The sequence below is a fragment of the Citricoccus sp. NR2 genome (genome assembly GCF_027594385.1).
Classification (GTDB): Bacteria; Actinomycetota; Actinomycetes; order Actinomycetales; family Micrococcaceae; genus CmP2.
In genome coordinates, this window is record NZ_CP115154.1 from 3,164,292 (window position 1) to 3,186,512 (window position 22,221).

23 protein-coding genes are annotated in these 22,221 nt (G+C 64.1%); 5 read left to right on the forward strand and 18 right to left on the reverse strand.

Annotated features, from left to right (window positions below):
- Nucleotides 1–4 precede the first annotated feature (4 nt).
- From O1A05_RS14915 to O1A05_RS14960, 10 genes are all read right to left on the reverse strand, one after another.
- On the reverse strand, nucleotides 5–763 hold the full coding sequence (locus O1A05_RS14915) for an FtsB family cell division protein (protein WP_270105951.1): 759 nt from the start codon (nucleotides 761–763) through the stop codon (nucleotides 5–7).
- Nucleotides 764–997: 234 nt separating this feature from the next.
- Complete coding sequence (eno, locus tag O1A05_RS14920) at nucleotides 998–2,287, reverse strand: phosphopyruvate hydratase (RefSeq protein ID WP_270105952.1); 1,290 nt, start codon at nucleotides 2,285–2,287, stop codon at nucleotides 998–1,000.
- A 60-nt stretch (nucleotides 2,288–2,347) separates the two neighbouring features.
- On the reverse strand, nucleotides 2,348–2,542 hold the full coding sequence (locus O1A05_RS14925) for a hypothetical protein (RefSeq protein WP_270105953.1): 195 nt from the start codon (nucleotides 2,540–2,542) through the stop codon (nucleotides 2,348–2,350).
- Nucleotides 2,543–2,844: 302 nt separating this feature from the next.
- Complete coding sequence (locus O1A05_RS14930) at nucleotides 2,845–3,585, reverse strand: MazG nucleotide pyrophosphohydrolase domain-containing protein (RefSeq protein ID WP_270105954.1); 741 nt, start codon at nucleotides 3,583–3,585, stop codon at nucleotides 2,845–2,847.
- Nucleotides 3,582–4,838 carry an adenosine deaminase gene (locus tag O1A05_RS14935; RefSeq protein WP_270105955.1) on the reverse strand — a complete coding sequence of 419 codons (1,257 nt, stop codon included), beginning with the start codon at nucleotides 4,836–4,838 and terminating at the stop codon, nucleotides 3,582–3,584. Before O1A05_RS14935 ends, O1A05_RS14930 begins: the two co-directional genes overlap by 4 nt.
- Nucleotides 4,819–5,469: a DedA family protein gene (locus tag O1A05_RS14940; protein ID WP_270105956.1), complete on the reverse strand. Its 651-nt coding sequence runs from the start codon at nucleotides 5,467–5,469 to the stop codon at nucleotides 4,819–4,821. Before O1A05_RS14940 ends, O1A05_RS14935 begins: the two co-directional genes overlap by 20 nt.
- 36 nt (nucleotides 5,470–5,505) lie before the next feature.
- Entirely contained in the window at nucleotides 5,506–6,795 is a 1,290-nt protein-coding gene (locus tag O1A05_RS14945; protein ID WP_270105957.1) for a thymidine phosphorylase, read from the reverse strand.
- Between the two features lie 35 nt (nucleotides 6,796–6,830).
- Nucleotides 6,831–7,283, reverse strand: coding sequence for a cytidine deaminase (locus O1A05_RS14950; RefSeq protein ID WP_270105958.1), 453 nt, complete (start codon nucleotides 7,281–7,283; stop codon nucleotides 6,831–6,833).
- Nucleotides 7,283–8,545 carry an amidohydrolase gene (locus O1A05_RS14955; RefSeq protein ID WP_270105959.1) on the reverse strand — a complete coding sequence of 421 codons (1,263 nt, stop codon included), beginning with the start codon at nucleotides 8,543–8,545 and terminating at the stop codon, nucleotides 7,283–7,285. Before O1A05_RS14955 ends, O1A05_RS14950 begins: the two co-directional genes overlap by 1 nt.
- 65 nt (nucleotides 8,546–8,610) lie before the next feature.
- Nucleotides 8,611–9,747, reverse strand: a complete 1,137-nt coding sequence (locus O1A05_RS14960; RefSeq protein ID WP_270107611.1) for a mannose-1-phosphate guanylyltransferase — start codon at nucleotides 9,745–9,747, stop codon at nucleotides 8,611–8,613.
- Nucleotides 9,748–10,034: 287 nt separating this feature from the next.
- On the opposite strand from O1A05_RS14960, the gene sdhC reads away from it, so the two are divergent.
- The 4 genes from sdhC (at nucleotide 10,035) to O1A05_RS14980 (ending at nucleotide 13,572) form a co-directional block, all read left to right on the forward strand.
- Nucleotides 10,035–10,370, forward strand: a complete 336-nt coding sequence (gene sdhC / locus O1A05_RS14965) for a succinate dehydrogenase, cytochrome b556 subunit (RefSeq protein ID WP_270107612.1) — start codon at nucleotides 10,035–10,037, stop codon at nucleotides 10,368–10,370.
- A gap of 3 nt (nucleotides 10,371–10,373) precedes the next feature.
- Nucleotides 10,374–10,874 (forward strand): succinate dehydrogenase hydrophobic membrane anchor subunit, encoded by a 501-nt coding sequence (locus O1A05_RS14970; protein WP_270105960.1) that lies wholly within the window; start codon nucleotides 10,374–10,376, stop codon nucleotides 10,872–10,874.
- Between the two features lie 119 nt (nucleotides 10,875–10,993).
- Nucleotides 10,994–12,781, forward strand: a complete 1,788-nt coding sequence (sdhA, locus tag O1A05_RS14975) for a succinate dehydrogenase flavoprotein subunit (protein ID WP_270105961.1) — start codon at nucleotides 10,994–10,996, stop codon at nucleotides 12,779–12,781.
- On the forward strand, nucleotides 12,781–13,572 hold the full coding sequence (locus O1A05_RS14980) for a succinate dehydrogenase iron-sulfur subunit (RefSeq protein WP_270105962.1): 792 nt from the start codon (nucleotides 12,781–12,783) through the stop codon (nucleotides 13,570–13,572). Before sdhA ends, O1A05_RS14980 begins: the two co-directional genes overlap by 1 nt.
- 111 nt (nucleotides 13,573–13,683) lie before the next feature.
- Here O1A05_RS14980 and O1A05_RS14985 read toward each other — a convergent pair whose 3' ends face one another.
- From O1A05_RS14985 to O1A05_RS15020, 8 genes are all read right to left on the reverse strand, one after another.
- On the reverse strand, nucleotides 13,684–13,998 hold the full coding sequence (locus O1A05_RS14985; RefSeq protein ID WP_270105963.1) for a hypothetical protein: 315 nt from the start codon (nucleotides 13,996–13,998) through the stop codon (nucleotides 13,684–13,686).
- A gap of 153 nt (nucleotides 13,999–14,151) precedes the next feature.
- Complete coding sequence (locus O1A05_RS14990) at nucleotides 14,152–14,766, reverse strand: hypothetical protein (RefSeq protein WP_270105964.1); 615 nt, start codon at nucleotides 14,764–14,766, stop codon at nucleotides 14,152–14,154.
- 49 nt (nucleotides 14,767–14,815) lie between these two features.
- Nucleotides 14,816–16,111: an ABC transporter permease gene (locus O1A05_RS14995; protein ID WP_270105965.1), complete on the reverse strand. Its 1,296-nt coding sequence runs from the start codon at nucleotides 16,109–16,111 to the stop codon at nucleotides 14,816–14,818.
- On the reverse strand, nucleotides 16,108–16,896 hold the full coding sequence (locus O1A05_RS15000; protein ID WP_270105966.1) for an ABC transporter ATP-binding protein: 789 nt from the start codon (nucleotides 16,894–16,896) through the stop codon (nucleotides 16,108–16,110). The genes O1A05_RS14995 and O1A05_RS15000 overlap by 4 nt, the downstream gene beginning before the upstream one ends.
- A gap of 151 nt (nucleotides 16,897–17,047) precedes the next feature.
- On the reverse strand, nucleotides 17,048–18,151 hold the full coding sequence (trpS, locus tag O1A05_RS15005) for a tryptophan--tRNA ligase (RefSeq protein WP_270105967.1): 1,104 nt from the start codon (nucleotides 18,149–18,151) through the stop codon (nucleotides 17,048–17,050).
- Between the two features lie 43 nt (nucleotides 18,152–18,194).
- The gene (locus O1A05_RS15010; protein WP_270107613.1) at nucleotides 18,195–19,058 is read right to left on the reverse strand and encodes an exodeoxyribonuclease III; all 864 of its coding nucleotides are present in this window, start codon (nucleotides 19,056–19,058) and stop codon (nucleotides 18,195–18,197) included.
- A 101-nt stretch (nucleotides 19,059–19,159) separates the two neighbouring features.
- On the reverse strand, nucleotides 19,160–19,711 hold the full coding sequence (locus O1A05_RS15015) for a hypothetical protein (RefSeq protein ID WP_270105968.1): 552 nt from the start codon (nucleotides 19,709–19,711) through the stop codon (nucleotides 19,160–19,162).
- 67 nt (nucleotides 19,712–19,778) lie between these two features.
- Entirely contained in the window at nucleotides 19,779–20,699 is a 921-nt protein-coding gene (locus tag O1A05_RS15020; RefSeq protein ID WP_270105969.1) for a LysR substrate-binding domain-containing protein, read from the reverse strand.
- Nucleotides 20,700–20,870: 171 nt separating this feature from the next.
- Here O1A05_RS15020 and O1A05_RS15025 point away from each other — a divergent pair, with 171 nt between their 5' ends.
- Nucleotides 20,871–22,220 carry an IS30 family transposase gene (locus O1A05_RS15025; RefSeq protein WP_270107614.1) on the forward strand — a complete coding sequence of 450 codons (1,350 nt, stop codon included), beginning with the start codon at nucleotides 20,871–20,873 and terminating at the stop codon, nucleotides 22,218–22,220.
- Nucleotide 22,221 lies beyond the last annotated feature (1 nt).

Here is a 22,221-nt window from a genome sequence, read left to right on the forward strand (position 1 = left end):
CACTCTAACGGTGTGCCGAGACGATCAGCGATTCCCAGAGGTCATACGCCCAGGCCGGTTCTTCGGGTTCGGCTGTCACTTCGACGATGTCCTCGTTCTGTTCGGCTTCCGTCTGGCCGCCGACAACCATGTATTTCTTCTCCCCTGGCATCACCATATTGAACCGTTCGCGCGCCTGCTGCTGCACGTAGGCGGAGTCCTCCCAGCGCTCCAGCTGGCGGGTGAGCTCGCGCTGTCGATCCGACTGTAACTCCAGGTCGGCGCGGATTTCGCTGATCTCAGCTTGTTGAGTGAGGAACACGCGCAAAGTAGGGGCCACCACGATGGCGGAAATGAACAGCACCAGCACCAGCACGACGGCGTGGCCGGAGAAACTGCGGGCCGGCCTCACCACGCGGGGGCCGGAGTCTCGAGAATTCTTGTGATCGGTGGGGCGCGGACGGGCTCCGGCGGTGGCGGCGGCGGCCCGGGCGCGATTCAGCACCTGTTTGCGCTCCTGAGTGCGCTTGGCAGCGACCTTCTCGGCGGTGGAGTTCCAGGCTTCAGAAGCGCGTTTGGAGGCCCCGCTCGCGACCCGGCTGAGGCGATCCGTGACGTGGGAGGTCACGAGTGTCTGCGAGTGGTTTTTCGCGGCGTCGTCGGTGTCTTGCACCGATTTGGCTGGTAGTTCCGGTGCTTCTGCGGTGCTTGACGTCTCGGGGGTGTCCGGTTTCGGGTGCGCGCGCTCGGCTGAACGGGGAACGCGGGGTCGACGCGGTGGCATGGCACCTCCTCACCGGGGAAGCAGTATTCGCGGTCGGTCGCGGATACCAGAGGGGACACTGTGGTTCCCAGGGTAGCGAGGCACGGTGCCCTGACGGGGTCACCGCGCCGTCGTGTCTCGAACTCTCAGCCTCTCGGCTCCTGTATCGAAGAGCACACGGGGTGCCGGACAACGTATCGTCCGGCACCCCGCGCGTGACTGGCCCGAATCATCATTTAGGACCAGCGCAGCACATCAGCCCTGGTAGCGGGGGAAGGCGGAACGGCCGGCGTACACAGCAGCGTCGGCGAGCTCCTCCTCGATACGCAGCAGCTGGTTGTACTTGGCCACGCGGTCGGAGCGGGCCGGGGCACCGGTCTTGATCTGGCCCGCGTTGGTGGCGACGGCCAGGTCGGCGATGAAGGTGTCCTCGGTCTCGCCGGAGCGGTGGGAGATCATGCAGTGGAACATGTGGCGCTGGGCCAAGGAGATCGAGTCGAAGGTCTCGGTCAGCGATCCGATCTGGTTGACCTTCACCAGCAGTGCGTTGCCAGAGGCCTCGTCGATACCGCGCTGCAGTCGCTCACGGTTGGTCACGAACAGGTCGTCACCCACCAGCTGCACCTTGTCGCCCAGGGCGGCGGTGAGCTTGGCCCAGCCGTCCCAGTCGTTCTCGTCCAGCGGATCCTCGATGGACACCAGCGGATAGTTCTCCACCAGCTCGGTGTAGTAGGCGATCATGTCCTCGGCGGTGCGCTTCTCGCCCTCGAAGGTGTACTTGCCCTTTTCACAGAACTCGGAGGAGGCGACGTCGAGAGCCAGCGCCACGTCCTTGCCCGGGGTGTAGCCGGCTTTCTTGATGGCGGTGGTGATCAGGTCCAGGGCGTCGCGGTTCGACGGCAGGGACGGGGCGAAGCCGCCCTCATCGCCCAGGCCGGTGCCGAGTTCCTTCTCCTGGAGCACCTTCTTCAGGGTGTGGTAGATTTCCGCGCCCCAGCGCAGTGCCTCGGAGAACGAGGGGGCGCCGATGGGAGCGATCATGAATTCCTGGATGTCGACGTTGGAGTCGGCGTGGGCGCCACCGTTGAGGATGTTCATCATCGGCACAGGCAACACGTGGGCGTTCGGGCCACCCAGGTACTTGAACAGCGGCAGGTCTGAGGCGGCGGCGGCGGCGTTGGCCACGGCCAGGGACACACCCAGGATGGCGTTGGCGCCCAGCTTGCCCTTGTTCTCAGAACCGTCGAGATCCAGCATCAGCTGGTCGATTTCGCGCTGGTCGGTGGCGTCGACACCGTAGAGCTCATCGGCGATCTCGTCATTCACGGACTGCACAGCCTTCAGCACCCCCTTGCCCAGGTAGCGCTTCTTGTCGCCATCGCGGCGCTCAACGGCTTCAAACTCGCCGGTGGAGGCGCCGGAGGGGACGGCGGCGCGGCCCACGGAGCCATCAGCCAGCAGCACCTCGACCTCAACGGTCGGGTTGCCGCGGGAATCCAGGATCTCTCGGCCGATGATCGCTTCGATCACGGGGGGAAATGTCATGATTCAGTCTCCTTGAAGGACGACGACGTGGAAGAGGCGATGCATGCCTCGGCCACCAGCTTACCGAGTCCAGCGGCGTGCGACGTAGCGTGAAAGCACGAGCCCACCCACCAGTCCACCGGCCAGTGGACCAGGAAGCCATTGGAATGATCCCAGCCAATCCATGGGTTGGTCACCGGTGAGCATGAGGTTTAGGCCCACCCAGCCCGTCCCAGACAACAGCAAGCACACGACAACGATGGAAATTCTTGTCATCGCGCGAGTGGCCCAGCGATGCATCCACCGCGCAAGAACACACACAATAACTGACGCGCCAGCCCCCACCACGAGGCCAAAAGGTAAGGCGAACATTAAGACCAGCGCAGACCAGCTGACGGTGTCCACGACCTCGTAGTCAACGAGAATGTTGGCGAACACCAGATGGCCAAGTGCGAAGAGCACCGCCATGACAGCGCCGACACCGACCCCGAGGACGAGTAAGCTCTACCCAGAGAAGGCTGACTCCTCTCCATAGCGGCCAGCAAGATCGGGGACCGAGCTTCCTGCCGTTGTCATCGTCAGAAGCTGCTTTCGCGTCGGCCCCGCAGGTGCGCGCGCAGGGCGCGCTCCGGGTCGAGACCTCGAGCGCGCGCCGCCTGAACGAGGGCAAACAGGTCTTCACCGAGCTGTTCTTCGTCGGTCAGTTCCACGGACAGTGGACCGACGCGTGGGGCAGGTAACGGATTAACGGGCTGGCGCCCGGCCCGGTCCACGGCCTTGGCCGCAGCGGCGAGCGCAGGCAGCGCGGCCGGTAGGTCGAAGACGGAGGTGACAGCACGGTCGCCTTCACGGCCCTCCGGGTGGTCCGCCCGTTCGGATTTTTTGATCCGCTCCCAGTTCTTCTCGACGTCGTCGATGGTGACCGCGCCGAGCTCGGATGCATCCAGCAGCTCACCTTCGGGGGTGAAGACGTGGGGGTTACGGCGGATCATTTTCTCTGTGATCGCCTCGGCCACGGTGTCCAGGGTGAACCCGTTGGCTTCGGTCCCGGATAGTTCTTCGGCGACCGCGGAGTGCAGCACCACTTGGAACAGCACGTCACCGAACTCCTTGCGGAGCGTGTCGTAGCCTGTGCGCTGAACCTCCGGTACCGCGTCCACTGCGGGCAGGGCCTCGATGGCCTCGACCGTTTCGTGGGCCTCCTCGATGAGGTACTCGGCCAGCTGGGCGTGGGTGAGTTCCCGGGTCCAGGGGCACCACCGCCGCAACTGCCGGGTCACCCACATCAGGCGGTCAACGGCACCGGGGGTCTCGCTCATGCTCGTTCGTCGGCTTCCTCGGCCTCGTCGAAGTCCATGTCGACCAGGCGCAGTCCGGTGGATCCGGGTTGGTTGGCCTCGGCCTCGGCGACCGAGGACCAGGTATCCAGCAGGTACTCCAGCAACTCGTAGCGGGAGTCGTGATCCAGGAATGCCCCCTTGGCTGCATTGATCTGAAACTGCAGCAGGTCGGACAGCGAGTAGTCGTAGGTTTCGGCGAGCAGGTACAGCTCATCGGTCAGCGACACCCCGGAGACCAGGCGGTTGTCGGGGTTCACGGTGACGGTGAAACCCAACTGCACCAGCATGTCGATGGGGTGATGCTCCAGCACCGGGGTGGAGTCGTCTTCCGGGGCGGCCACCGCGCCGGTCTGCAGGTTCGAAGATGGGCAGATTTCCAAGGGGATCTCCCGGTCCAGCACCCAGGTGGCCAGGTGGCCGAGGTCGACGACGAGATCCGAGGCGTCACCGGTCTCGTCGTCGGCGGCGGTGACGGTGAGGTCGTCGGCGATGCGCACCCCATGGCCCAGGCGCAGGGCGCGCCCGTTCACCAGCGCGTCACGGATGGAGTCCAGGCCCTCGGATTCCCCTGCGTGCACGGTCACCGGGAAGCCCTGTTCGGCCAGCCAAGTGAAGGCCTCGGCGAAGCGCGAGGGCGGGAACCCGGATTCCGGTCCGGCGATGTCGAAGCCGACCACGCCTCGGTCGCGGTGCCGCACAGCCAGTTCGGCGATTTCCTGCGAGCGGTCGTTCTGCCGCATGGCGGTGACCAGCTGGCCGACCTGGATACGGTGACCGCGCTCTGCGGCTTCTTCCACGCCGGCGTCGAGTCCGGCCTGCACCGCTTCCACGGCCTCGTCTAGGCTGAGCCCGGCTTCGGTGTGCTGTTCGGGAGCCCAGCGGATTTCGGCGTAGACGACTCCGTCTTCCACCAGGTCTTCGACGAATTCGCGGGCGACACGGGTGAGCGCCGACGCGGTCTGCATCACGGCGGTGGTGTGGGCGAACGTCTCGAGGTACTGCTCCAGGGTGCCGGCGTTGGCCGCTTCGGCGAACCACTCGGCGAGGGATTCGGTGGCGGGATCCACCGGCAGCGCGTGGCCGATCTCAGCGGCCAACTCGGCCACCGTATCGGGGCGCAGCCCGCCGTCGAGGTGGTCGTGCAGACTCACTTTCGGCAGGGCTGCGAGGTCTAGTTCCAGAGGTGTTGGCGGTTCGGGGGCGAAGGCAGTTTCAGTGCTGTTCTGAGTCACTCTTGGAGTCTACGGGAGCGGACTCCTCGCGGGCCACGGCTCGCGCCAGCACACGCTTGATCACGAAGTCGAGCCCGAAGCCGATGACGACGGCGATTACCAGGGCCAGTGCGATCTGCAGCAGGGTGTTTTCGAACCAGCCGGCGGTGAACCGACCGATGAGAATCGAGTATGCGGCCCAGATCGCCGCGGAGACGACGTCGAGGGCGGTGAAACGCCACCACGGGTACCGGCTGGCTCCAGCGGTGAAGTTTACGGCGACGCGGCCACCCGGAATGTGACGCGCCGTCGTAATGACCAGGGCCCCGCGGGTGGCCAGCGACTTTCGGGCCGCACCCACAGCACGGCGCACGGAGCGGGTGCGCATCCAGCGGAAGCGGCTCACTCCCACGCTGCGTCCGATCCAATACGCCACCTGGTCGCCACCGACCGCGCCCACCCAGCCGAGCAGGAAGAGCACGCCCAGATTCACGTCGATGTGGCCGGCCGACAGCGAGGCCAGGGCGACGATCACGGATTCCGAGGGCACCACGGGGAAGAACCCGTCGATGAAGCAGAGCAAGAAGACGGCCCAGGGCATCCACCAGGCGGTGGCCGCAGCAAGCACGGCGTCTTCAATGAACTGGAACACGGCGACAGTGTATCGGTTGAGGCGTTGGTCGCGCGCCTACAGGGCAGCCAGGATCAGGGGGCGGGATGAGGCGGAGTCCTCCGCACCGATGCTGACCGCCGAGCGCAGCGACTCTTCGGCGCGGTCGAATCGCTCCGGGGTGTCCGTGCACAGGGTGAACAGCGGGTCCCCGGCGCACACCGTCTCCCCCGGCTTGGCGTGCAGGCGCACCCCGGCGGCTGCTTGCACCGGGTCTTCTTTGCGGGCGCGTCCCGCACCGAGGCGCCAGGCGGCCACGCCGACGTCGAGGGCGTCCAGCCGGGTCAGCATGCCGGAGGTGTCGGCGCGCACGGTGTGGGTGTGTTTCGGTGCCGGCAGGGCGGCGTCCGGGTCCCCACCCTGGGCTCGCACCATGGCCCGCCAGGTGTCCATCGCGGTGCCATCGGCCAGCGCCCGGGCCGGGTCGGCGTCGGGTCGGCCGGCGGCGTCCAGCATGCGACGGGCCAGGGCCACGGTGAGTTCGATGACGTCGTCGGGTCCTCCCCCGGCGAGCACCTCCACCGATTCTTCGATCTCCATGGCGTTGCCCACGGTCAGCCCCAGCGGGGTGGACATGTCGGTAATCAAGGCAGACGTCGCCACCCCGGCGTCCGTGCCCAGGCGCACCATGGTTTCGGCGAGCGCCCGGGCGTCGTCGAACGTCTTCATGAAGGCGCCGGTCCCACATTTCACATCCAGCACGAGCGAGTCGGTGCCCTCGGCGATCTTTTTGGACATGATCGACGAAGCGATCAGCGGGATGGATTCCACGGTTCCGGTGACATCACGCAGGGCATAGAGCCTCCGGTCAGCCGGGGCCAGCTGCGTGCTCGGGGCACAGATCACCGCGCCGACCTCGCGCAACTGTTGCACGATCTCCTCGGTGGTCAGCTCCACCCGAAAGCCGGGGATGGATTCGAGCTTGTCCAGGGTGCCGCCGGTATGGCCCAGCCCGCGCCCGGAGAGCTGCGGCACCGCCACCCCGAAGGAAGCGACCACCGCGGCCAGGGGCAGGGTGATCTTGTCGCCCACGCCGCCGGTGGAGTGTTTATCGGCGGTGGGCGCCGACACCGCGGAGAAGTCCATGCGGGTGCCCGAGTCGATCATGGCTTGCGTCCAGGCGGAGAGTTCCTCCGGGTTCAGCCCACGGAACACGATGGCCATGGCCAGCGCCGACATCTGCTCCTCGGCCACCACGCCGCGCAGGTAGGCCTCGAAGAGCCAGGTGACCCGATCGGCAGAAAGCGCTCCGCCGTCACGTTTGGTGGTGATCAGCTCGACGGCGTCAAAGGGCTCGGTTCCGCTCATCGGGGCGGCTCCTCTCGGGCTCAGGTCTGCAGGGTTCAGGTGCTCAGATGCTGGGGTCCGAAGGCGTACGGTAGCAGGGCCTCGATGCTCAGCGGCCCCTCGTTGGTGAGCACCAGCAACGCGGCGCCAGGCTCGGCCGGGCGGAATTCGTAGAGTAACTGACGGCACCGCCCGCAGGGGGTGATCAGCTGCTGCTCGGCGTCCAGACACACGACTGCGTGCAGTTCCGGGCGTACTCCCGAGGCGCTGCCGGGCACAAGAGTCAACTGGGATACCAGGGAGCATTCGGCGCACAGGGTGAGGCCATAGGAGGCGTTCTCCACATTCACCCCGGTGAGCACTTCGCCGGTGCCCGTGATCCCGGCGGCAGCCACCGGATACCCGGAGTAGGGAGCATACGCCCGGTCCAGCACCCGGGCCGCCGCGTCCCGCAGCGCGCCCCAGTCCACGGTGCTGTCCGCCGTGCCTTCCGTCGCAAGATCAGGCATTACTGCACTCCGGCCAGGGCTCGCAGCGCGGCCGCGGTGAAGATCCGCATGCCCACTCCAATCGCGCGCTCATCGGGAACATAGTCGCCCTGGTGCAGGTCGTAAATGCGCCCGCCGGGAGTGCGGGTACCCAGGCGCAGCATGGAGCCGGGCACCTGCTGGGTCATCCAGGCGAAATCTTCCCCGCCCATCGACTGCGGGGTCAGGGTAATGGCACGCGAGCCAATCTCGAATCGGGTGGCGTCCTCAATGAGGTCCGTCTCCGCCTCGGTGTTGACCACTGGAGGCACGCCGCGCACGTGGTCCAGTTCGACGTCCACACCATAGGGCGCGGCCACCTGTGTGACGACGTCGTCGAGCATCCGTCCGGCTGTTTCCCAGGCCTCGGCATCCAAGCAGCGCAGGGTGCCCGCCAGGTATCCGGTATTCGGGATCGCGTTCGGAGCGTGTCCGGCGTTAATCTCGCCCCACACCACCTGAGCGGCCGAGCGCACATCAATCAACCGGCCGAGTACGGCCGGCACCTGGGCGGCGATCTGGGCCAGGGCGTACACCAGGTCCTCGGTGAGCTGGGGTCGCGATGTATGGCCACCGCGGCCGTGCAACCGAATCCGGATCGTGTCCGCGGCAGAGGTAATAGCACCGATACGGGTACCAATGGTCCCGACGTCGAAGCGCGGCTCGCAGTGCGCGGCCAAAATCCGGGGTACTCCCTCGAGCACGCCCTGCTTAATCACCGACAGCGATCCGCCGGGCAGCTGTTCCTCGGCAGGCTGGAAAATGATCCGCACCCGCCCGGCCAGGCTCACCCGGCTCACATCCACCCCGGCCTGGCCCGCGGTGCCGGTCACTAGTCGGTGCAGCGCCAGCGAGGTGCCGAGCATCACGGCGGTATGCATGTCGTGACCGCAGGCGTGAGCCACCCCCGGATTCACCGAGGCGTAGTCGAGTCCGGTGAGTTCCTGCAGCGGCAGCGCATCAATATCGGCGCGCAGCGCCAGCACGATCGGCCCGGAGCCGATGTCCACAAACAGTCCGGTGTCCTCGAACTTCTCCGGTTGCAACCCGGCCGTGCGCAGCACGGTGAGCAGGCGTTCTGTGGTGCGGTACTCGTGATAGGAGAGCTCCGGGTGCTGATGGAGGTCACGGCGAACGGTGATGACGTCGTCCACCAGCTGCTCAATCAGCGGTGTCACCCGCGGCAGTCCAGGGTCATCTAAGACCGGACGCGGTGCCGTGGTGGGCTCGGTGTCGGAATCCATTCCCTTACCTTATCCACTGCGCGCGTCCCACCGTGTCACCAGCACGCCTCGTACGACTCAAGGCGTCACAGCACGTCGTTGTCGCCGTGCGCCTTCAGTGACTCCACGGCTTTCTTCACGGACTGTGCGTGTTCGGTAGTGGTCACGAGCAGCGCGTCCCCGGTATCGACCACCACCACGTTTTCGACGCCGATCAGCGCGATCACCCGCGAGGTATCGGTGACGACGACGCCGGAGGCCTGGTCCGAGTACACGCGTGGGGTCTCCCCGATCACGGTGATCCCTGAACTGTCAGTAGCCGGGTTCAGCCGAGCAATCGCCGCGAAGTCGCCCACATCGTCCCAGGTGAAATCCCCCGGAATGACCGCCACATCGCCAGCATCGGCGGCCGGTTCCGCCACCGCATAATCAATAGCCGTCTTCGGCAGGTCGGGCCACACCTGAGCTATTACCGCGTCTCGTTCCTCGGTGTCCCAGGCCTCAGCAATCTCGGTCACCCCGGCGTAGAGCTCCGGCTCGGTGGCCTTCAGGTGCTTGAGCATCAGGGCGACCGGCGCCACGAACATGCCAGCGTTCCAGAGGTACTCGCCACTGTCTACATAACTGCGGGCGCGCTTCTCGTCGGGCTTCTCCACGAAGGAATCCACCTCGTGCGCGCTCGGGGCACCCTCGACCTCCAGGGCCCGCCCCTGGTGGATGTAGCCAAACCCGGTGGCCGGGTAGGTGGGCTTGATACCGATGGTGACGATCTTGCCGTCGCCGCCACTGGCAGCGGTCGCCACCGCCTCGCGAACGGCCTGCTGGAATACCGGCACCGGGCCGATCACCTGGTCTGCGGCGAACGATCCCATAATGGTCTCCGGGTCGCGCTGGTACAGGATCGCCGCGGCAAGACCAATGGCGGCGGCCGAGTCCTTGGGTTCGGGTTCCAAAACCAGGTCCCTGGAATCCAGATCGGGTAATTGTTCCTGCACCGCATCCCGGTGAGCCTGCCCTGTGACAACCATCACTTGCGATCCGGCCAAATCTTCCAACCGATCAAAGGTCGCACGGATCAGCGTCTGCCCCGAACCGGTGAGGTCATGGAGGAACTTCGGAGCGGCTGCACGAGAGAGGGGCCACAACCGTGTTCCCACTCCTCCGGCCGGAATCACGGCGTAAAACCGGTCGAGTCCGGGGGTGGCGGACACGGGTACTGACATGGCCTCGGATGCCTCTGATCTGTTCACGTCCACCAGCTTAGGCGAGCACGCCGGAGCATTCGGGTCAACACGTTGACGTAATTTCCGCAAGACCCTCTCGAGGGACTACCCTTGATCAGAAGGAGTGCAATTCGCACCGGCGTTCCTCTTGCAGATTCTCCACCTGTCTGCAGACGCCATTGCATCCTTTTTGGGGAGGTACAAAAGTGTCAACTGCGACAACCGCGCAGTCCCCCGCCTCGACGTCGAAGTCAGGCCGCGGGACACTTTATCGCGGCAAACAGGGAATGTGGTCCTGGGTGGCCCATCGCATCACCGGCGTGGTGATTTTCCTGTTCCTATTGGTCCACGTTCTCGATACCGCTTTGGTGCGCGTATCGCCGGAAGCCTATGACGCTGTCATCGGAACCTATAAGAACCCGGTCATGGCTGTCGGCGAGGTGGGACTCGTGGGCGCCATCATCTTCCACGCGTTCAATGGCCTTCGCATCATTCTGATCGACTTCTGGAAGGGCGGCACGAAACACCACAAGGGACTGCTGTGGGGTGTCCTTGTTCTGTGGATCGTCGTCTTCGCCGGATTCACTATCCGTCACCTGATGCTTGCCTTTGGAGGTCACTGAGCCATGAGCGCCACTGCAGAAGCAACCAATATCGCAGCACCGCGTTCGGGTCGGATCGACCCGAAGTACACGCGTGGCAAAGGCAAGTCCGGCAACTTTGAGATGCTGGCTTGGCTGTTCATGCGCCTGTCCGGCGTGCTCCTCGTCGTGCTGATTTTCGTGCACCTCTTCTCGAACCTGATGGTGGGCGAGGGCATCAACGGCATCGACTTCGGTCTCGTGGCCGGCAAGTGGGCCTCCCCCATCTGGCAGATCTGGGACCTGGCCATGCTGTGGCTGGCGATGTTGCACGGCACCAACGGCGTGCGCACCATCATCGACGACTACACCGAGTCGGACAAGGTCCGTTTCTGGCTGAAGATCGTCCTGTACGCCGCGTCCACCGCCATCATCGTGCTGGGCACCCTGGTGATCTTCACCTTCGAGCCGTGCATGGTCGACTCCACCGGTCAGCTCCTGGATCGCAGCCCGTCATTCTGCTTCGACCAGGCCGCTTTCAACTAAGCGCTGACTGAGACCACAGACCCGAACCGACGCACACGCGCTTGAGTATTCGACTCATCACCGCACCGATCAGCTCTCAGTGCTGAAGCGCATACGTCAGAAAGAAAGAATCGCACCAGATGCAAGTACATAAGTACGATGTCGTGATCATCGGGGCCGGTGGCGCCGGTATGCGCGCTGCCATCGAAGCGGGCCAGCGCGCTCGCACCGCCGTGCTCACCAAGCTCTACCCGACCCGTTCACACACCGGTGCCGCTCAGGGCGGCATGTGCGCCGCCCTGGCCAATGTCGAAGAAGACAACTGGGAATGGCACACCTTCGACACCGTCAAGGGCGGCGACTACCTCGTCGACCAGGACGCAGCCGAGGTCATGGCCAAGGAAGCCATCGACGCCGTGCTGGACCTAGAAAAGATGGGCCTGCCGTTCAACCGCACCCCCGAGGGCAAGATCGACCAGCGCCGCTTCGGCGGTCACACCCGCGATCACGGTAAGGCGCCGGTCCGCCGCGCTTGCTACGCCGCTGACCGCACCGGGCACATGATCCTGCAGACGCTCTACCAGAACTGCGTGAAGCACAACGTCGAGTTCTACAACGAGTTCTACGCTCTCGACCTGCTCATGGTCGACGAGGAAGCAACCCGCGAGGACGGCACCACCTACACGCAGAAGCGCGTGGCCGGTGTGGTTTCCTACGAGCTGGCCACCGGCGAGATCCACATCTTCCAGGCTAAGTCGGTTGTTTTCGCCACCGGCGGTGCCGGCAAGGTGTACAAGACCACCTCCAACGCCCACACCCTCACCGGTGACGGCATGGCCATCGCCTACCGTGCGGGCCTGCCGCTGGAGGACATGGAGTTCGTGCAGTTCCACCCGACCGGCCTGGCCGGACTGGGCATCCTCCTTTCCGAGGCCGCCCGTGGTGAAGGTGGCATTCTACGTAACTCGGAGGGTGAGCGTTTCATGGAGCGTTACGCCCCCACCATTAAGGACTTGGCCCCGCGTGACATCGTGGCCCGTTCCATGGCGGAGGAAGTCCGACAGGGCCGTGGTTGTGGCCCGAACAAGGACTACGTGCTGCTCGACCTGACGCACCTGGAACCGGCGCACATCGACGCCAAGCTCCCGGACATCACCGAGTTCGCCCGCACCTACCTGGGCGTGGAGCCGTACACGGAGCCGGTGCCGGTCTTCCCGACCTGCCACTACTTCATGGGCGGTATCCCCACCAATATCAAGGGTGAAGTCCTCCAGGACAACGACACCGTCGTCCCGGGCCTGTACGCCGCGGGAGAGGTGGCCTGCGTGTCCGTGCACGGTTCCAACCGTCTCGGTACCAACTCTCTGCTCGACATCAACGTGTTCGGCCGCCGCGCCGGCATCTACTCGGCGGAATACGCCAAGGATGCTGACTTCGTGGAGCTGCCGGAGAACGGTGAGAACTTCATCATCTCGGAGATCGAGAACCTGCGCGACGCCAGCGGCAACGAGAAGATCGCTGACCTGCGCGCCCGCCTGCAGGAAGTCATGGACGCCGACATGCAGGTGTTCCGGACCGAGGAGTCCATCCGCCGCGCTCTCAAAGAGATCGAGTCCCTGCGCGAGCGGTACAAGAATGTCGCCGTCCAGGATAAGGGGAAGCGCTTCAACCTCGACCTGCTCGAGGGCCTGGAGTTGGGCTACCTGCTCGACATCGCCGAGGCGATGACGCTGGCCGCCCTGGGCCGCAAGGAATCCCGCGGTGGTCACTACCGCGAGGACTACCCGGACCGCGATGACGAGAACTTCATGAAACACACCATGATCTATCGCGATGAGAACGCGGAGATGGAAGGTGTCAAGGGAATCCGATTCGAAACCAAGCCTGTCATCATGACCCGCTACGAGCCGATGGAGCGTAAGTACTAATGACTGCCACCTATGCCGAACCAGCCGAGCCGGCGTCCAAGATCGACCTGGGCAACGAGGTCGGCGGCGCCGGTGAAGTTCCTAGCTTCACCGTCACCGTTCAGGTACGCCGTTACCTGCCCGAGTCCTCCGAGGAGTCCTACTGGGACACTTGGGAGCTCACCATGTACGGCACCGACCGTGTGCTGGACGCCCTGCACAAGATCAAGTGGGAGCACGACGGCACCCTGTCGTTCCGCCGCTCCTGCGCCCACGGTATCTGCGGCTCCGACGCCATGCGTATTAACGGTCGTAACCGCCTGGCCTGCAAGACGCTGCTGAAGGACCTGGACCTGTCCAAGCCCATCACCGTCGAGCCGATCAAGGGTCTGCCCGTGGAGAAGGACCTGATCGTGGACATGGAGCCCTTCTTCCAGTCCTACCGCGAGATCATGCCCTTCCTGGTGTCCAATGGTCACGAGCCAACCAAGGAACGCTACCAGTCCGCTGAGGACCGTGAGCGCTACGACGACACCACCAAGTGCATCCTGTGCGCCGCCTGCACCTCCTCGTGCCCGGTGTTCTGGACCGACGGGCAGTACTTCGGTCCGGCCGCCATCGTCAACGCTCACCGTTTCATCTTCGATTCGCGTGACGATGCCGGCGACCTGCGCCTGGAGATCCTCAACGACAAGGAAGGCGTGTGGCGCTGCCGCACGACCTTCAACTGCACCGAGGCATGCCCCCGTGGCATCCAGGTGACCAAGGCGATCGCCGAAGTCAAGCAGGCCGTGCTGGCACGCGCCTTCTGATCACCGCAACAGCCTTAAGCTGACAGGGGCCTTGTTCCGGATTGATTCCGGAACAAGGCCCCTGTCGCGTCTCCAGACGTTGAAGGTGCTCTTTTGGTGCCTATATGCGCTCTAGAAGATCTGACGCGCCTGCTGCAGGTCTTTGGCCGTGACATAGGCGGGAGCGTCGGCAAAGACCTGCGCGCGGTCCTCGGACTCCTCCCACGCCTTCTCGGCGGCCGCGAAGTCCTCCGGTGACCCCTCGTAGCTGACGAACCAGGTCAGCTGGGTGCCTTCGGGGTTGACCCATCCCTGCTCGATGATGAAACCGCGAGACTCCCGGACGGGAATGACTCTCGAGGTGAGGAAGTCGATGAATTCCTCGATCCGTTCCGGGTCCGTGGTGTATCGCCGCATCCAGGTGGTCTTGGTGTTGGTATCGCTCACTGTGCTCCCTTGTTTCTGCATCGGGCGGCGGCCGCGATGCGCTGTGCGGGTGGTGTGGTGTCCAGGATAGCAACGAGCCCCGCCCGGGCAGTCGTCGATCCGGGCGGGGCTCGCAGTTGCCGGGTCAGTGCAATACTGACCGTCAGCTCGCGATCAGGCGCGAGCCTGGGGCGGTGCGGCGAAGTACTCGCGCACCGGGGCGCTGAAGGCCTTGATCAGCCACAGCACGCTGACCACGATCCAGAGAATCAGGACCACGGTCGAAGCGATCATCAGCGGGGAAGCAAACGCGGCACCGATTCCGCCCATGAGCGTACCGCCGACGGTGAAGAGCAGTCCGATGATGGCCAGGACGATACCCAGGATGCGGGCCCAGTTCTTCGCCTTGCTCACACCAATGATGACCACCACGTAGAGGATCAGCGCGATGAGTCCGGTGGCCAGTACTGTGACGAGTCCCGAAATGAGGCCGAATTCTATACTCTCTTCGATCTGGGTCTCCGTCAGCATTCCGGTGGAGCGGAGCTGTTCTGCGATGAGGTCCTCATCGAGGCTGGTGAACACGCTGATGATCGTCGAGACGAGGTAGAGCCCCGCAGAGATCAGGGTCAGATTGCGCAGGGTGTCCAGGGCCCGGGGACGCTGCAGGGGTGCACCGTACTGGCCAGCGGGCTGGTAGGCCGCCGTGTTGTATTTGGTGCCCGGCTGCTGAGCACCGTGCTGAGCATTCGGGTCCTGTTGCGGGGGCTGCGGGTAGTCATTCGACATGTGCGTGTCTCCTCTAATTATCGGGCGATTGTGAGTGTATCCCTATGGGTCATTCGTAGCGCAAGGCCTCGATGGGATCCTTCTTGGATGCCCGTCGGGCGGGCAGGGTTCCGGCGACGAACGCGATCGCGATGATCAGCGCCACGATGAGCAGTAACTGCACCGGTTCGATGGCAAAGAGCGTCAGCCCTGCAACCCCCGAGAGCGGACCGTTGACGAGGGCGGCGTTTCCGCCGACACCGACAATCACGCCGAGTCCCACACCGATGAGCGAGCCCATCACACCGATCAGCACGGCTTCCATGGAGAAGAGCCCGAAGACCTTCCCGTTGGACATGCCCAGAGCCTTCATCAGGCCGATCTCGCGGGTTCGTTCCTGCACCGACATCAGCAGGGTGTTCACGATACCGAAGGAGGCGGCGACCAGTGCGATCAGCGCGAAGCCGTTGAGCACCCAAGTCACTGTGTTGATGATCCCCTGGATCATGCCCAGCTGGTCTTCTACCGTCATACCGAGGTACTCCTCGGCCAAGAGGTCAGCCTTGACCTGGTCGATGTTGGCATCGATATCATCCACCACGGCAATCGCCTGGATGTAGCTCTCCGGAACGTCCACATCGAGACCCGAATTCTGAACGTCATAGAGCTCATCGTTCAGCGCCTGAGAGGGAGTCGGATTTCCACCGACGCCGGAGAGCATCTGCTCGGAGACGCCGACGACCTCGGCTTCAACCGTCTGTTCCTGCTGGGCCATGTCCTTCAGCCCGAATGTCACTGTCTCCCCGAGTGCCTCCTCGGCATTGTCTTCATTGTCGATACCGAACGTGGTGAGCCAGGTCGACGGGATGATGACCTCGAGCTGACGGGGGTCCGGTGTCTCACCGGCCAGCAACTCCATGCCGTTGATGTCCGAAGGGAAGCCCAGCTGGTCGACCGTGTACTTCGTACCCTCGGGCACTTCGAGGTAGTCGGCCATCACAAAGACCATGGGATTGACCTCGGTGATGTTATCGATCTCGCCGATGGCCTCGATGTCGTCGTCGGTGAGAGCGGTCATGCCGAATTCGTTGCCTGGGCCCGACTGGACGGATTCGTCGTACTCGACGGGTTCGCCCGAACCGGCCATGGGATCATTCTGCTGTTGGGCAGACATCACATAGATCTGGTCGGAATCGCCCACGCCTTCCACGATCTGGTCGACGTACTTGTTGATACCGGCACCCAGTCCGGAGGTCAGGGTCAGGGTGAAGGCACCAACCACAATGGCGATGACGGTGAGGAAGGTGCGCAGCTTGGAGCGCATCGTGTTCCCCAGGGCTGAGGTGATAACGTCTTTGCTTTTCACCGCTGTCCCTCCTCGATGATGGCGTGGCGGCCGGTGTCGGGTCCCGTGGAGACGGGGGTGGTGCGTTCCTCGACGATCTCGCCGTCCTGCATGATCAGCTGGCGCTGGCACTTGGTGGCCAGGTCATCATCGTGGGTCACGACCACCAGGGTGATGCCCTGGTCGCGGTGCAGGCCGAAGAGGATGTTCTCAACGATCTCGGAGGTGGCCGAGTCGAGGTTGCCGGTAGGCTCATCCGCGAACAGCACGGACGGGTTGTTCACCAGCGCACGGGCGATGCACACGCGCTGCTTCTGCCCGCCAGAGAGGTCCGTGGCCTTGTTCTTGGCCTTATCAGCCATGTCCAGCTGTTCCAGGACCTCCATGCCGCGGCGCTTGCGCTCAGCAGCGGGCACTCCGGCGATCTTCAGCGGCAGGATCACGTTCTCCAGCACCGTCTGATTAGAGTTGAGGAAGAACTGTTGGAAGACGAAACCGAAGTCCGCGTTGCGCACCTGGGAGATCTCTTTGGGCTTCAGATTCGACACGGGACGCCCGTTCATGGCCACGACGCCCTCGGTCGGACGGTCTAGCAATGCCAACAGGTGCATCAGCGTGGACTTTCCGGAACCGGACTTCCCTACGATCGCTACGGATTCTCCGCGGTGGATCTGAAAGGTTAGGCCCTTGAGCGCGTCAAAACGCGATTGGCCGCTTCCGTAGATCTTGATGAGATTCTCGGTCTCGACCAAGGGGTCGGTCGACGGCGACGAACCGTCGACCGGAGTGGGCGCCACATGGGACATGATGGTTGCTCTCTCCTGGACAACATGGGAACACTACCTACTCAGCATGCCAGCCCAGCGGCGGAGACACATCCACCCTGAGGTGGAGATTGTGTCACGGTCGACCCATGACGATCTGCACGTCCGACCATGACACTGTCATATCACTGGTTCAGGACGCCGCGGCGGGTGGCATGAATCCCACCTTGGAGTACACGTCGGCAAGCACGGGTGCGGCGACGGCACGGGCCTTGGCGGCGCCTCGGGCCAGGAGACGATCCAATTCCGCCGGGTCATCCAGCAGGGCGAGGGCCCGGGTCCGCACCGGTTCCAGTGCTGCAGTGGCCGCCTCGGCGAGATCGACCTTGAGGTGGCCGTACATCTTGCCCTGATAGTCCTGCTCGAGCTGTTCGATCGCGGTCCCGGTCAGCGCGGAGAAGATCGACAGCAGGTTCGAGACCCCGGGCTTGTTCTCCTTGTCGAAGACGATCTCGGTGCCCGTGTCAGTCACCGCCGACTTAATACGCTTGGCGATGACCTTGGGCTCATCCAGAATATTGATCAGCCCGTTCGGTGATTCTGCCGACTTCGACATCTTCGCTGTCGGGTTCTGCAGGTCATAGATGCGCGCTCCCGTCTCCGGGTAGAAACCGACGGGCACCACGAAGGTTTCGCCGTAACGGGAGTTGAAACGCTGTGCCAAGTTCCGGGTGAGCTCCACATGCTGACGCTGATCATCACCGACCGGCACGCCCTGCGGCTGATACAGCAGAATATCGGCCGCCATCAGCATCGGGTAAGCGAGCAAGCCCACCCCGGCGGAATCGGCTCCCTGCTTGGCAGATTTGTCTTTGAACTGCGTCATCCGCATGGCCTCGCCCATTCCCGTCATGCAGGTGAGCACCCAGGCGAGCTGAGCATGCTCCGGAACCTGGGACTGCACGAACAGCGTGGAACGTTCAGGGTCGATGCCCGCGGCGATGAACTGTGCCGCCGCAACCCGGGTGCGCTGTGCCACCGACTCGGGGTCCTGCGGCACCGTGATGGCGTGCAGATCGGGGATGAAGTAGTAGGCGTCGAAATCATCCTGAACCTTGACCCAGTTGATCAAGGCTCCCAGATAGTTGCCCAGGTGGAGGGAATCGGCAGAAGGCTGCATCCCGGAGAGTACGCGGTGCCGGTCGGAAACGCCCGTCAGATGCGCGGTGGAAGACAGGTCGGTGGCCAGCACGTCGGCGGGGCTGAGACGCTGAGAGGTAGTGGAGTTGTCGGTCATGATGTCTTTCGCGGAAGAGAAAAAGGGTGGCGGCAGTGCGTAATCAGAACTGGTAGTCGACGACCAGTGGGGCGTGATCGGAGAAGCGTGTGCCCCAGCTCGGGGCCCGATCCACCACAGACTTCGTGGCTTTCGATGCCAGTTCTGAGGTGGCCATTTGATAATCGATGCGCCACCCGGTGTCGTTGTCGAAAGCTTGCCCGCGCATCGACCACCAGGTGTAGGGGCCAGGCACGTCTCCGGCCAGCGATCGGGCGACGTCGACGTAGCCCAGCTCCTCGCCGAAGAAGCGATCGAAGTAGGCACGCTCCTCGGGAAGGAAGCCCGACTTCTTGACGTTGCCCTTCCAGTTCTTGATGTCGTTCTGGGTATGCCCCACGTTCAAGTCACCGGTGACCAGCACGTGGTTGCCGGAGTCGCGCAGCTCGCCGAGGCGACGGATCATCTCGTCGAGGAAACGGTACTTGTCCACCTGCTTCGGAGTATCGGCCTCTCCGGAATGCACATAGGCCGAGACGACGGTGAGGGTCTTGCCGTCAGGGGTCGCGACGTCAGCCTCGACCCAACGGCCTGCCTCGTTGAAGTAGGCGTCGACGTCGTTGAGGTGGGCGCGCGTGTCCAGCAGCGGGAAACGCGAGGCAATCGCCACCCCGGCACGGCCCTTCGCAGCGGCCACGGCGTCGTGCAGGTGTGCCTCGCCCCATTCCTCACCGGTGATCTCGTCGACCAGCGTACGGGTGATGTCGGCAGGGGCTCGCACCTCCTGCAGGGTGATGAGGTCGACGCCACGGCCGGCGAACCAGGTGGTCATGCCTTTGCGGTGCGAAGCACGGATGCCGTTGACGTTGACCGTGGCGATGCGAATCGCACCGGCGGCCTTGGGGTCGTGGGCGTTGGCGTGGATCACGGGCTCTACAGGGGTCTCAGTCTGTGTCGGTTCACTCACCCTGACAGCATACGTGGTTCACGATCGGGGCTCCGGCGGTGTGTCAGTCGCCCCGGGTCGGCTCAGTTGATCACATCACCGGAGATCGGATCTTCGCCGTCCTTGGTGCTGTTCTGTCCACGCTGCGGGTTGATCATGTCGCGGGCATTGGACGAGGTCATCGCAATGGTCTCGAGCGCGCGCCCGATCATGGCCTGGTCGGCGTCGGCACCCTTGTTCAGTTCCTCGGTGACCACGCGCGTCTGCACTTCGACGATCTTGAAGGAGTGGTCGAGCTTGGAATCGCGCATGGGATCGCCCTGAGGCTCCGATGCCGTCGTCGTGGATCCAGCGCGCTGAGCGTGCTGTGCCGCGAAAGTCGCCTGCGCGTTCTTGACCTGGTTGTTCACCGCGCGGGCACCGCGGCGCACGAAAAGCACCACCACGGTGGCCAGGATGAGCCAACCAGCGGAGACCGCGACGACGAGCCAGCCGATGACGTCGTTCTGGTTCGCGGCGAAGACAATGGCAACCAACAGCACGGTGATCATCACCGCGAAGGTGATCTTGGAGCCCAGGCCAGCGGCGGCGCGGGAGGCGGGCGAAGCGGGTGAGGACGATTCCACAGACTGCATAGGGTTCATTATCTCCCATCAGGGGGATCGGGAACGAATTCCGCACCGTCGCTCCGCCCAGGGCTGATCACGGGTCCGAGGGATGCAAGGCGTTCGACGGCAGCGCCCTGGCGATCTCCATCATCACCGCGGCCGGCCGGGACAGACGGGTGCGGGCATTGCAGACCAGCACCACGTCCAAGCTGCGCACGCGCGGGTGGAGTCGGCGGATCTCCAACGGCTGGCCTGTGTAAGTATGATCGCCGGAAGGCCGCTGAGTCAGGATGGCGTATCCCAGTCCGGCCCCCACCATGGACCGGCTTACCTCAAAGTCAGTCGTGCGATAAGCCACCGTAGGGGTGAGTCCTTCCGCGGTGAACAGCAGGAAGGTGTTCTCGCGGCTCGGTGAGATATCGAGCAGGATCATCGGCTCGGAGGCCAGCTGGCGCAGCGACACCGTCGCCTGCCCGGTGAGCGGATGATCAGCAGGCAGCACAGCGTGCGGGGTGAATCTAGCCAGCGGAATCGTTCGCAGTCCGGCCGGAAGATTCAGGTCATAGGCGACGGCGAGATCCACATCCCCGGAGAGCACACGCTGACACACCTGTTCCTGGGATCCGGTGGCGAAATCGACTTCGATCCCCGGATGCTGTCGGGCCACTTCAGCCAGCAGTGGCGTCAGCACGGTCGGACCCAGCGAGACATAGGAACCCATCGACAGTCGCCCGCGCACCTCTCCCTCGGAGCCGCGCGTGGAATGTTCGATCTCCTCGGACAGGGACAGCAGAGTGCGAGCTTCTTCCACCACGTGAATCCCGGTCGGCGTCAGTGTCACCCCGTGCGCCTTGCGTCGCACCGTGAGCGTGGAATCGAGGGCACGCTCGAGTTCGTTGAGGGCCCCGGTCACCGCCGATGCGGACAGCCCCAGTTCACGTGCGGCCTGGGCAATGGATCCCGTTTCGGCGATCGACAGCAGTGCCTCCATCTGCCGTAGCGTGAATCGTGGCACGAACACCTCATTAAAACCGTGATTAGTTGGGCGGATTCAACTGGTTGTCGCAACACCTCGTGATCCTGGAGGTGTTCAGCAGTGACGACGAAGTTTTGGTCTGCGAAGACGAGCGAGGTTCCGGACGGGGCTCGACGCCAGTAGCGTGCGGACAGGGCGTTGCGGCCGCCGATGCGCTCGCCTGGGCGGCCTGAGCCCTCGCGGGCGGTGCAGCGGCAGTTCTGGCGTCTGATCGCGACGGGCATCACGTCAGCTGAAGCGGCGCTGAAAGTGGGCGTGTCCGTGCCAGTCGGGAGCCGCTGGTTTCGCCACGCTGGCGGTATGACACCGTTGAGTTTGGAGGCGCCGTCGGGCCGGTATCTCTCGTTCGAGGAACGTGAGGAGATCGCGCTGATGCGCGCCAAAGGTAAAGGCGTGCGGGAGATCGGCCGCGAGCTGGGGCGTGACCCTGGCACGATCTCCCGAGAGCTGCGCCGCAACGCCGCGACGCGGAGCGGGAAACAGGAGTATCGGGCGTTAGTGGCGCAGTGGAAGGCGCAGCAAACTGCGAGGCGACCGAAGGCCTCGAAACTCGTCACCAATGGTCAGTTGCGTGAGTACGTGCAGGAACGACTCGCCGGGACCGTCCGCCGGCCCGACGGTAGCATCGTTGTCGGGCCGACACCGCCTGCGTGGAAGGGGCTGAACAAACCGCATCGGGCTGACCGGCGATGGTCGCTAGCCTGGAGTCCTGAGCAGATCTCTCACCGGTTGAAGATCGATTTCCCCGATGATGGGTCCATGCGTATCAGTCATGAGGCGATCTATCAGTCACTGTTCATCGAGGGCCGTGGCGCGCTTAAGCGGGAGTTGGTCGCGTGTCTGCGCACCGGGCGGGCACTACGCCAACCCAGGCAGCGTTCACGGAACAAGCCGCAGGGGCATGTTACCGAGGACGTCGTGCTCTCCGAACGGCCGGCAGAGGCCGATGATCGCGCAGTTCCGGGGCACTGGGAGGGCGATCTGATCATCGGCACAGGCCGGTCCGCGATCGGCACGCTCATCGAACGCTCCAGCCGCTCCACGCTACTGGTACACCTGCCCCGGCTGGAGGGATGGGGTAAGACGCCAGCCGTGAAGAACGGGGCGGCGCTCGGAGGATATGGCGCTGTCGCGATGAACGCAGCGCTGGCTTCATCGATCACGGCCCTGCCGATTCAGCTACGTAAAACGCTGACCTGGGATCGCGGGAAAGAGCTCTCCGGGCACGCGCAGTTCACTCTCAATACCGGTACGAAGGTGTTCTTCGCGGACCCGCACTCGCCTTGGCAGCGACCGACGAACGAGAATACCAATGGTCTGCTGCGGCAGTACTTCCCGAAGGGTACTGACCTGTCGCGGTGGTCGGCCGAAGATCTCGAGGCGGTGGCCCTCGCGCTCAACAACCGGCCCCGCAAGGTCCTCGGCTGGAGAACCCCGGCAGAGGTATTCACCGAGCAGCTACAATCGCTTCACCAACCCGGTGTTGCATCGACCGGTTGAA